This window comes from Neobacillus rhizosphaerae (genome assembly GCF_937468385.1).
Lineage (GTDB): Bacteria > Bacillota > Bacilli > Bacillales > Cytobacillaceae > Neobacillus > Neobacillus rhizosphaerae.
Map to the genome: position 1 here is coordinate 281023 of NZ_CALBWS010000001.1, position 11616 is coordinate 292638.

Below are 11616 nucleotides of genomic sequence, written 5' to 3' on the forward strand. Positions count from 1 at the left end.
TATAATGATAGCCAATCTATCTCCTCGTTTTGCTTGATCAAACACGGTCTTTGAAGTCACTTCTTGCCCATCATCAATTAACCACTTCAGTTCTGATTCACCTGCAAATTCTTCAGATAAATCGCGGGCTAATCAGACAACACCTGTTGCACTTGCTGCTGTTCCTATTTTGCCATGTATTAAGTTTCCTTCTGCAATCACGCCACCGCCAACACCTGTCCCAAGTGTGACAAAGACAACATTGTCACCACCTTCACCCGCACCCTTCCAGCTCTCTCCTAATGCCTCTACATTTGCATCATTATCGATATAAAATGGTATACTTGTTCCTCCTTTAATTGGTTCCTTTACTAGTTGCAATGTACTCCAATTTAAATTATAGGCCCTGATGACAGTCCCATTTTTACGAATAACATTTTTTTTAAAAAATTAAGTTCATTACCCACTTTATGACAATAATAAGATAGAAAGATACATAAATATCATAAAAATTAAAAGTGAGAATAAAGTAGAAATAAATATAATAGAGTGGTTAGACGGAATAAAAACGCCCTCTTGAATTTCTCTTCTTTTCCTTGTGTATAGAATAGTAGACAATAGACCAGTTATAAATCCAACAATACACGCAAAGATTCCGAGAAATATAGCTAAGGTATTTAAATATGAAAAGGAGCTTATTTTAATAGTAAAATGTAATGAGGTAGTTAAAAAACCAACCCCTGTAATAGATATAGCAGTCCGGATCCATGCTAGATAGGTTCTTTCATTTGCTAAATGCTGCTGTGCAAATTTAACACTTTCTTCTGGTTGTTCTTTAATTTTTTTTAAAGAGTCCATAGTTAGCTAAATCTCCTTTAAAAGAACCAAAATAAAAATCACGTTTATCTTTGATGCGTGCAAATGCTTTTTATTTAATTTGTTTTCATTACATAATGGAAAAATGTAGCTACTAGCATAGTTAATAACCCTATACTAGTTGCCACATCTCGTTACAAAGCAATTACTTAACTAAAGTTGTATTAAAAGTTTCCAACATTTCATTTAGCATATCATCAGTTATCTTAGTAGGATTAAAAGCAACTAATGCACGTAAAGGCAAATACTTCATCATCGCTTCCATTATTTCATTGCCATCTTCACCTTCGGAAATACTCGTTAGTGAATCGTCTTGATTGTACTGAGCAAGAAATTGCTGAGCTAGTGGAGCAATTTCTGGGTTAGCTAATAGATCACCTACGGTTGTATTTCTTGTGATTATCTTTTTAATTGCAACAGTTGATTCCACATATATAGTATCCGTAAGAACAACTTCTTTTATGATTTTCCAATTAGGATTTCAAATTCTCCCGTTTCTACATGCCAATCTTTCAACTCAACGTCATAGTAAGCAAATGCCCGCTTATCTAAGGTAAATGTTACCGTTTTTTCTTCGTCGGGTTGTAATTGGACTTTTTCAAAGCCCTTTAGCTCTTTTTCCGGTCTGATCACAGAGCTTTCAAGATCTTTAATATAGAGTTGAACAGTCTCTTTCCCTGCAACACCACCGGTATTTTTCACATTCACACTTACGGTAACGGTTTCCACATCCTGAATTTCTTTCTTGCTAATAGAAAGATTACTATATTCAAAGTTTGTATAGCTTAATCCGTACCCGAATGGGAATAACGGTTTAATGTTTTTCTTATCATAATAACGATAGCCAACAAATCTGTCTTTCTTCAGCATACAATTCAACATTGCTATCTATAGCCAGTCCAAGTTGCGTTGTTATTTCCCATTCCATGTAATAAGTACAATACAGGATACTTTTCTTTTGGTGTATGCGAAGGCTTAACTCCTCCAAAGCCAAGTGAGTCAGGTATAGTTGGTGATGGAAAAATAACAGTTATATCAACTGCTCTCTTTAATGTATACGAAATAACATTACAGTTAAATTTCGCCATAACTATTTCTCCATTTTATTTATATTTCTAGGTATAGTATTATAGTCTCGTATCCCACATTCCACAGAATGGATCTACAGGACTTATGCCCTGAAATTCTGACCTACCCATTAGCTTATCAATTAATGCTTCCAATACAAAGTCATTTGAACTGTAAGTATTAATATATGTTTTAATTCTTGGCACATCTAAAAGATGGTAAGGATTTTCTACAGATATAAATACTGTTGGAATTGCATTTGTAAAAACCGGCACATTAGCTCCCATTGGCTGAGCCCATTCAATACGCACAGTAGTCTGATTACTCTTTGTTGCCATATTGGCAAGATAGATAATAAGATCATATTTTTCAGTAATTTCTCCATAGCGATCAGCCAAACCTTCATAGTCTGGATTAGGTTTAAATACATCTATATCAAAGCCTTCTTTTTCAAGTAGATTCTTAACCTTTTCTGCAACCCCGGTTCTTACTGAATAGGCAAAACCCTGTTGGCTTTCTATGTCATAGTACAAAACCTTTTTATATTTCTTTGGAGATAAAGGCAAAACTCCTGTTTCCTCTTTCACTATGGTAATAGCTTTATCAGCACATTCAGCTGCCCAAGCTTTATGTTCTTCAGTTCCAATATTCTTTAATGCTTCATCAGGAGTAGGTACTAATTTCCCCTCTTTCTGTTTCTTAGGAAGCTTCAGTGCAGCCTTAAGTGCAAGTATCTTTGTTATTGCATCATTTAAACGTTCCTGAGTAACAATCCCGTTTTTAATGCCTTTTCTCATATATTCGTAGTCTTCATCTATATTCTCAGTAAACAGGAACATGTCACAGCCGGCAGCGATAGCTTGTGGCACTGCCTTTTCTCTATGCATTGGAATTTGCATTCCAGCCATTGTTGAAGCATCTGTAACAACAAGACCGTTAAAACCTAATTGTTCTTTTAATAACTTTGTTACTAATTCATATGAAAGTGTAGCAGGTAGAATATCCTCGTCTTTTATCTGCGGATTGAATTTCTTAGTATATGCAGGCTGCATTATATGACCAACCATAACAGTCATAGCGCCTGCTTCAATACAAGCTCTATAGTTGGCTCCATAGGTTTTATCCCAATCTTCACAAGACATGGAGTTTATAGATGTAACCAAATGCTGATCTCTCTCATCCATACCATCACCTGGAAAATGTTTTATAGAAGCAGCAACACCATATTCTTGTACACCTTTTACATACTGAGCCCCCATTCTGCGAACCCTATCAGGATCAGAACCAAATGTTCGAGTGTTCGTTATAGGGTTTCTAAAATTATAATCAATGTCTATTATTGGTGCAAAAGCCCAGTTAGCTCCTACAGCAGAACCCTCACGTCCACAGACAACACCGAGTTTATATGCCATTTCATCATCATCTGTAGCAGCAACCTGCATCTGAGATCCAATAAAAGTTCCTTCTTCAACAATACCGTTAGCACCCTTTTCCAAGTTTGCTGAAATCAGCATTGGAATTTTCGAATTTTCTTGAAGAATACGTACAGTATTAAAAACCTGTTTTGCAGGCATAGGTCTGCACATTAATCCTCCCGGATTGTATTTAACCGGAATTTTCTTTAAATATTCCTCATCATCCGAATATGCTATTAGGCAAAAGAGTTGTCCAAGTTTTTCCTCATCACTCATACCTGCAAGAGTATCTTCTACCCACTGTATATCCTCATCATTTAAACAAAATGGTTTTCCTTTTAAATTAATCATTTTGTACCTCCGTAAAAATTATTATAATTACATCAACAATTCATCAATAGAAATAAACTCCATACTACTTGCTTTATAGTCTGCCTTTGAACAATTAGTGGCGGAACCAACACCTACAGCTTTCATACCGCCAGATAGAGCAGCTTCAACTCCAGCTTCTGCATCTTCTACCACAACACAGTCTTCAGGCTTTGTTCCTAGCATTTTTGCTGCCAGAAGAAATACTTCTGGATCAGGTTTGCTATTTTTTATACTGTTTCCGTCTGCCACAGCATCAAAGAACCTTTCTAAGCCTATTCTTTCAAGAATAATGGGTGTGTTCTTACTTGAAGAACCAACGGCAATTTTAATACCTTTTTCTTTAAGTCCATGCAATATTTTTAACACTCCTGGCAGGATATCCTTTGGTGTTACACATTGTAAAAATTCTTTATAATAATTGTTCTTACGCTCTGCAAGTTCCACTTTTTCTAAATTACTATATTTCTTCTCAGACTTCTCAAGGATAATCTCTAAGCTTTCCATCCTGCTTACTCCTCTAAGCCGTTCATTAATTGTTTTATCAAAATTTATTTTTTTTTCATCAGCCATTTTTTTCCATGCCTTATAATGATATTGATCTGTTGTAACAATTACTCCATCAAGATCAAATATTATCGCTTTCTTTGACATATCTTACCTCCGAAATACATGCTTTAAAAAAATTTATTAATTGATGAAACTTTATAACATTCTCTAACATCCATACTGGACTAACTACCATAAGTGGTGCTATCGCAGACTAAAGATAATGGAATGTATCATAAATATTAATCAACATTATGACAGCTATTAGCATAATAAAAAGCAATCTCTTTCCCTGCAACAACACCAGTATTTTTCACATTCACACTTACGGTAACAGTTTCCACATCCTGAATTTCTTTCTTGCTAATAGAAAGAATACTATATTCAAAAAGTTTGTATAGCTTAATCCGTACCCGAATGGGGAATAACGGTTTAATGTTTTTCTTATCATAATAACGATAGCCAACAAAAATGCCTTCTTTATATTCCACTTTGTCTCCCTCACCGGGGAAGTTTAAGAAGGAAGGATTGTCGCTTAATTGGTTTGGAAATGTTTCGGCTAATTTTCCGCTCGGATCTGCTTCGCCAAAAATCCAATCAAGCTGTTCATCATCAGCTAGCACGTGAAGTTGCAAGAGAGAGCATGGTTCTTTTGAAAAATGAGAATGGTATATTCCCTTTGAAAACGGAAGGCACAATCGCAGTTACTTGCCATTCCTCTTTCAAAATGTCATTAAGCAAATATTTATTTTCGGTATGCATATTCTCCATTCACCTTGTTGTAAGAACACATCACTGTCCATGGTTGAGATTTCTTGACAGCACCCTCAAAGCTAGCGAGATAAATTTCACGCAATATTCTTTCATCTACAATCGCATCCGTAGACATTCGGCGATGCTCATGGTTGTTAGCTGCAAAATGTTTAAGAGAAGTACCAACACCTTGGCTTTGTACCCCCTTAATATGACTCGCTGCCATTTCCGATGAAAGATAAGGATCCTCAGAGAAATATTCAAAGTTTCTCCCACAAAGTGGTGAACGCTTGATATTGGCACCTGGGCCAAGCAGAACTGCCACGTCTTCAGCCTGACATTCTTCACCTAAAGCGATACCTACTTTTTGAATCAGATCCCGATTCCAAGTGCTGGCTAACCCAACAGCAGACGGAAAACAAGTAGCAGGTAACTGTCAAACACCCCTAAATGATCCGCACACTTCCCCGCTGCTTTCGAAGACCATGGGGACACCATCCGTTACCATAATTGATGGAATCCCTAATCGTTCGATCCCTTTTAAATACCAGAAATCTAATCCAGAACATAACCTTGCTTTTTCCTATAAAGTCATTTGTGTAATCAACTTTTTTATATCTCTAGTCATCATTAGCCTCCAAATAAGCAGTTATAGTAACTTCTTAATCTTCCACTATACAGCAGCTTCATTCTTTTTTTCTCTGTTATTTATCTCCTCTACCATTTTTGCACTGAATTCATTTGTAATTGGATAAAACTTCATAACTATCACAATAACTATATATCCGAGAATTGGTACAAGGAAATTCATATAACCAATCGTTTTTAATACTTCAGGGGTTTGGTGTTGCCCTGCAACATAACCTACAGCTCCTAATACAGCTCCAGAAATAAGACCTCCAATGGCTCCCCCTACTTTATTTGTGAAAATCGCCATTGAATGTACTGTACCGGAACCGTTAATACCTGTTTTCCATTTTCCGTAATCCACACAATCAGGTAACATGGTCCATGGAAGAACTGAAGTAAGTGGACCAATAAGGCTGATAATAATAGATAGAACAAAGATTGGCATTACATTCTTATAAGGAATTAATAATATTACAACAAATGGAATGATAGAGAATAAAGATGCATACATATATACGTGTTTCTTACCGAATTTTTTAACCAAGGGTGGAATTAACATAAATACAGGAATTGAAATCAAAGTGCCCCATAAATTTAATTTTGAAAACAAATCCAGTCTGCCAATATTATATTGCCAATAGTAAATTGATGTAGAAATACTTGTGACAAATGCAACCATATTAGCTAAAAAAGCAATCAATAATAATAATAAAGGTTTATTTTTTGTAATTATATTAATTTGTGCTTTCAATGTAGGATGACCATCAATTGAAGATGAATCATTTTTGCTATTTACCTTTTTGATATCATGTCGTTTTGCACCATGGGCACAAAGCCAAAATGATGCAATGGATAAGATTGAAAACAAGAGCGTTGTAAAAAACCATCCTTTTTGCCCACTTCCAAATAAAGCAATTAAAGGAAGTACAGCTGCGGAAGCTACTAAGGCTCCAAAGGTACCCATAAATTGTTTTGCTGTAGCAATTACCGTCCTCTGACTAGAATCTTGACTTAAAATTGCAGTTAAAGAGTGATATGGTATGTTCACGATTGAAGATACAAAAGAATAACCGACATAGGTTGCTATTGCATAATATATTTTCGCTGACGGACTTAAATGAGGCGCAGTAAATAGTAAAAGGGTAACCATAGCTAAAAGGGGTGAGCCAAAAATTAGCCAAGGTCTATATGTTCCCCATTTACTATTTGTTCTATCAGCAAGCATTCCTATCATAGGATCCAAGATTGCATCAATTAACCTAACAATTAAAAATACACTACCAACAGCGATAGGAGAAATCTTAAAAACATCAGTATAAAAATACAATAAGAAAGATGTTGTAAGAACATATAACAGGTTTGACCCAAATCCGCCAAAAGAATATAACGTTATTTCGCTCTTTTTTGCATTAGCATTTATTGAACTCATGCCTATTCCCCCATATTTTTTTTGGTTATTTAGTAGCCACAATGAATTGAAATTTGCAAATCTGCCGCAGGTAAGCTTCTACTCGATTAATTTGTACGACCAGCTAGTCTAATGAAATACTGTGCTTTTTCTTTTTCCTCCTTTGGAATACTCACATCGATAAATTTCTCAACTACCTCTGTAGTGATTTCATTGAACCTTGAACTAACCACAAATTCTTCAAACTTATTTAAAATATCTTGACGGACATTCTCGGGAATAATATTTAGTAAAGCTCTTATTTGATTTTGCGCTCCCTTATCCCATAGATTATCCAACAAAATATTTAATTGTTCTGCTTTCCGGACCGCTTCTTTCTGCTGCCTTAATTCCTCTACTGTCATGATGCCGTTCTCCGGAATACCCAATCTTTCAAATTGCTCCTTTGGCGCATCATTTTCTCTCATTTTCTCAGCTATCTTTTCAATAAATTTCAATTCAATTTCTAGATCTTCAATTTCCTCTTTTTGTTCAGGGTCTGTTGTTAAATCGAACAATTTTGATCCATATTGAAATGGGTTAGTAAATTCCTCTCCCGCACGGATTTTCATGGTTTGACACCCTTTTGTGAAAGAAAATGGTTCTTGAATTTGAATATTTTGTAACTCACTGGGAGAAAATAGCTTTCTCATATGTGTTGGTATTAGCGTATACTCATATAATGGTTCGTTCTTTGGAGAGACAGGAGCTTTCATATAAACATACTTGCCATCTGTTATATTGACATGGCCTCCATGGAAACCGAATAGAGCGCTTTCACGTATTGGCTGATCTGATTGAATGGTTTCCCGCAATGGCCGCCCATCCATATTTTCCGGTAATGGAACTCCGAAAAATTCAAGTAAAGTGGGGGCCAAGTCGACTGTTTGGACAATTGACTGTCTTCTTTCTCCTTTTTTACCTACCCTAGGATCCCATACGAATAACGGAGTATGTGCTATTTCTTCATAAACCGGCATGATACTCTTTGACCACCATCCATGCTCTCCCAACAAGTATCCATGGTCAGTATTCACAATCAACATGGTATCCTTCCACATATCATGCTTGTCCATTAATTCGATAACACGCCCTAAATAGTGGTCACACATACTTAAAAGTGCAGCATATTCATATTTTCCATGTTCTACTACTTCTTCACCCTCTTGAACAAAGTAATACGGCGGCCAGTCAAAATGTTTTCCTTTGTATTCATGAGGATACAAATCTTTGTAATGTTGATAAGCAAAAAACGGTTCATGAGGATCGAACGCTTCAAGCTGTAAAAACCAATTATCTTCATCCTTATTCTTTTTGATAAATTCCATCCCTAAAGAGAAGGTAACTGCCTGTGGATGTTTATCTTCACACTCGAAATAGCTCCGATTAATGACGTCTTGTCTGAACATATTACTTTTCACAAAAAAATCTGGTGATTCCGTTTCAGGATAGTCTGGGTTTTTCAAGTGGCCTTTCCACGGGTCTCCTTCTTGTCCTCTAACAAGTTCAAAGGAACTATATCTTGGATGGTAAGTCGCACCTCCATCTTCCCAATAATGTTGATGGTCAGTTACCAAATGAGTATATACACCATTTTGTTTTAGAACTTCTGGCATTGAATTATCAAACGGTTCAATAGGACCCCAGCTTCGGTGTAAGAAGTTATAACGTCCGGTATGAAGTTCACGTCTTGCTGGCATACACGGTAAACTCCCTGCATAACACTGATCAAAAACAACCGTTTTTTCTCCTAACTTTTTAAAATTAGGTGCATGAGTCCAATCACATCCATAGTTTGGGAGCATATGCCTATTAAGTGAATCAAACATAACCATGATTGCTCGCATGATAATTTGTCTCCTTTTTTATTGTTTATTCCCACAATAAGTGATATTTTTTACATCCTTTAAAGGTTTCCTATCTCTTTATAAAAGCGCTTTTATAAATTCAATTTATCAATAAATATCTTATTAAACAACAACAATTAATTTATAGGGTATAACGAATTGTTATATTCAAAATACTGGTTATTTCGTAAGTTCGATCTACAGTGACACCTGATTGACCCGTAGTAATTTTTATGATAAATTAATATTAAGGAATTATAAAAGCGCTTCCACATCGAAAATATAGAAACGCTTACAAATAATTTTCTATAAAAGCGATTCCCAGAAATGTGAGGTAGTACAAATAAAACGATTTTAATGTGGTGATCTATTATGAAAGTATCTATCTATGACGTAGCTAATTTAGCAGGAGTTTCTATTTCTACTGTTTCTAGAGTATTAAATAAAAGCGGATATGTAAGCAGCAAAACAGAAAAAAAAGTATACGATGCTGTTGAAAAGTTAAATTTTATACCAAACGTGATTGCACAAAACTTGGCAAATAATGAAACAAAATTAATTGGATTATACTTTACTTCACTACCCAATATAAATGTAACCTCATCAAACACATATATCTTGGAGTTTATCAAAGGAGTCAATGAAGTTTTAATCCGATGGGGCTATCACCTACTCTTAATTAACGAAATTAATGATATTAAAAAAATCATGTCCAATCAGTGCAAGCCTCAGTATTATTCTTTTATTAAGCAAAAAAGAATAGACGGTCTTATCATTGGAACTACTCCTATTCTATGTTCATCCTTCTTTGAGTTACTAGATCATAAAATGCCGATGGTTTTCATTGGCGAAAAAATATTAAATCATACCGGGTTAAATGTTTACGCCCAATATAAACAATATAGCAGGGATATATTGGACTATTTTTATGATCAAAATCATCGATATATTAATGTGCTGAGTATGGAAAAGGAAATAATGGGTTCGGTTATTCGTGAATTTGAAATAGAAAAAAAGGATGAAGAGCTGAAGCTTGAGCATTTTCTATCACCTTTAAATTTAGATTCCTATCTAGATTTATTGGGTACTATCTTTACTCAAAAAAATAAACCGACTGGTTTATTGGTAGAAGATACATCTAAAGTCCAGCAAACAATTAACTTTCTAAACAATCTAAATTTAGATGCACCGAACGATGTTTCAATTATAACCATTGAACACAAATTTCAGGATGGAGAACAATGTTTGCCCGCTGTTACCAGTGTTTATGTACCAGCCTATCAAATGGCGTTTGAAGCTACAACCATGTTATTTGAATATTTACAAGGAAACCAAGATTTTAATAAAGAGGTTATCGTTGATTCAAAAATAATTGAGCGTGATTCTGTGAAATCAATTGATAGAAATTAAATCTTTCCCCAAATTCAAATCGAGACGAAGAGTAAGCGGAAAACCTTTCAAATTAGCCGTTATTTAAGCGCTTCACTATGGAAGCCAGCAAATATCTGGCTTCGAAAAATTGAAGGAAAAGCGGTTCCTTGATAGGAAAATTGTCGTTGTAACACAGATCTAATTGTAAAAAATCCCCAAACGATTGGAGCCACCTTTAATTGGGTAATTACTTTTTTTGCTCTAAATTGGAAAGTTAACTAAACTGAAAATTATGACAGTATTTATACAACACTAGTGAAATGTTTCGTAAAAAATTATGAAACTGTTTTCTTCTGTATCATAAGCTATTCTAAATCATTTATGGATAACCTCAATTTGATTATCTATTTGGGTGGTAGATTAAAAATGAACATAGAAAGTTTAAAAATGTTTTGCCTGGTAGTTGATGAGGGAAGTATTAGTAAAGCTGCACGCCTGAGTTTCGTATCGCAGCCTGCTGTTACTAAACAAATTCGACATTTAGAAGAGTTGTATTGTGCTAATCTATTTGAGAGAAAAAATGGTAGGTTAACTATTTCAGAAGAAGGTAAAAAACTCTATCCTTATGCAAAAGAAATAGTTGAATACTCCAAAAGATCCTTTGAAGCGGTAACAGCTAACCAAGAAACCGTACTTAATATAGGTGCTAGCTTAACAATAGGAGAATATTTGTTACCGGATTTACTTGGAAATTTTATCAAAAGTTATCTAGATTTAAAATTCAGCTTATCAATTGGTAATACGCCTAATATTTTATCTAAGTTAGAAAATAATGAGATTGATATTGCTTTTGTTGAAAGTGCTGTACAGAATGATAGTTTTATTAGAGAGAAATTTGCTGATGATGAGTTAATCTTAGTAACATCAGCAACTCACAAATGGATGGACAAAAGTCAAATACAAATACATGAACTTCCGGAGAAAAAAATGATTTGGAGAGAGGCTGATTCGGGAACACGTAAAATTGTAGAGGACGCATTAAATGCACATGGAGTTCTTGATAATATCAAAAGTACAATGGAGCTAGGAAGTTATCAATCGATTAAAAGCGCCGTGGAAGCGGATTTAGGTGTTAGTATCCTACCAAAGGTAACGGTCGCAAGAGAGTTAAAATACGGCACATTGCATGAATTAAAGGTTTCTGGTCTTCATATATCACGAGATTTATGGATGGTACAAAAAACTCATCGGTTTAAAAAAACAGGTTTGAAATATTTTATTGATTTTATCCGCAATTCTTATTAATAATTAG

Annotated in this window: 9 protein-coding genes and 3 pseudogenes; 3 read left to right on the forward strand and 9 right to left on the reverse strand. The window is 34.9% G+C overall.

All coding sequences use genetic code 11. From position 1 onward, the window contains the following. Positions 1–132: 132 nt before the first annotated feature. The 9 genes and pseudogenes from M5A78_RS01335 to M5A78_RS01380 all read right to left on the reverse strand — a co-directional run bounded on the left by M5A78_RS01335 (position 133) and on the right by M5A78_RS01380 (position 8933). On the reverse strand, positions 133–411 hold the full coding sequence (locus M5A78_RS01335) for an ROK family protein (protein WP_264760428.1): 279 nt from the start codon (positions 409–411) through the stop codon (positions 133–135). A gap of 36 nt (positions 412–447) precedes the next feature. Next, a complete protein-coding gene (locus tag M5A78_RS01340) occupies positions 448–837 on the reverse strand; it encodes a YidH family protein (protein ID WP_248733485.1) in 390 nt (129 codons plus the stop codon). 163 nt (positions 838–1000) lie between these two features. Further along, positions 1001–1719, reverse strand: a pseudogene (locus tag M5A78_RS01345) (fibronectin type III-like domain-contianing protein); the annotation flags it as partial. Between the two features lie 20 nt (positions 1720–1739). After that, on the reverse strand, positions 1740–1943 hold the full coding sequence (locus tag M5A78_RS01350) for a hypothetical protein (protein WP_248733486.1): 204 nt from the start codon (positions 1941–1943) through the stop codon (positions 1740–1742). A 39-nt stretch (positions 1944–1982) separates the two neighbouring features. Further along, entirely contained in the window at positions 1983–3689 is a 1707-nt protein-coding gene (locus tag M5A78_RS01355; protein WP_248733487.1) for a glycoside hydrolase family 3 protein, read from the reverse strand. Positions 3690–3716: 27 nt separating this feature from the next. Next, the gene (gene pgmB, locus M5A78_RS01360) at positions 3717–4361 is read right to left on the reverse strand and encodes a beta-phosphoglucomutase (protein ID WP_248733488.1); all 645 of its coding nucleotides are present in this window, start codon (positions 4359–4361) and stop codon (positions 3717–3719) included. 197 nt (positions 4362–4558) lie between these two features. Continuing rightward, positions 4559–5637: pseudogene (locus M5A78_RS24855) on the reverse strand (glycoside hydrolase family 3 N-terminal domain-containing protein); the annotation flags it as partial. Positions 5638–5682: 45 nt separating this feature from the next. Further along, positions 5683–7068, reverse strand: a complete 1386-nt coding sequence (locus M5A78_RS01375) for an MFS transporter (RefSeq protein ID WP_248733489.1) — start codon at positions 7066–7068, stop codon at positions 5683–5685. Positions 7069–7154: 86 nt separating this feature from the next. After that, positions 7155–8933, reverse strand: coding sequence for a sulfatase (locus M5A78_RS01380; RefSeq protein ID WP_248733490.1), 1779 nt, complete (start codon positions 8931–8933; stop codon positions 7155–7157). Positions 8934–9305: 372 nt separating this feature from the next. On the opposite strand from M5A78_RS01380, the gene M5A78_RS01385 reads away from it, so the two are divergent. The 3 genes and pseudogenes from M5A78_RS01385 (at position 9306) to M5A78_RS01395 (ending at position 11609) form a co-directional block, all read left to right on the forward strand. Continuing rightward, on the forward strand, positions 9306–10343 hold the full coding sequence (locus tag M5A78_RS01385; RefSeq protein ID WP_248733491.1) for a LacI family DNA-binding transcriptional regulator: 1038 nt from the start codon (positions 9306–9308) through the stop codon (positions 10341–10343). Positions 10344–10355: 12 nt separating this feature from the next. Continuing rightward, a pseudogene (locus M5A78_RS01390) lies at positions 10356–10475 on the forward strand (IS4 family transposase); the annotation flags it as partial. Between the two features lie 255 nt (positions 10476–10730). Beyond that, positions 10731–11609 (forward strand): LysR family transcriptional regulator, encoded by an 879-nt coding sequence (locus tag M5A78_RS01395; protein ID WP_248733492.1) that lies wholly within the window; start codon positions 10731–10733, stop codon positions 11607–11609. Positions 11610–11616 lie beyond the last annotated feature (7 nt).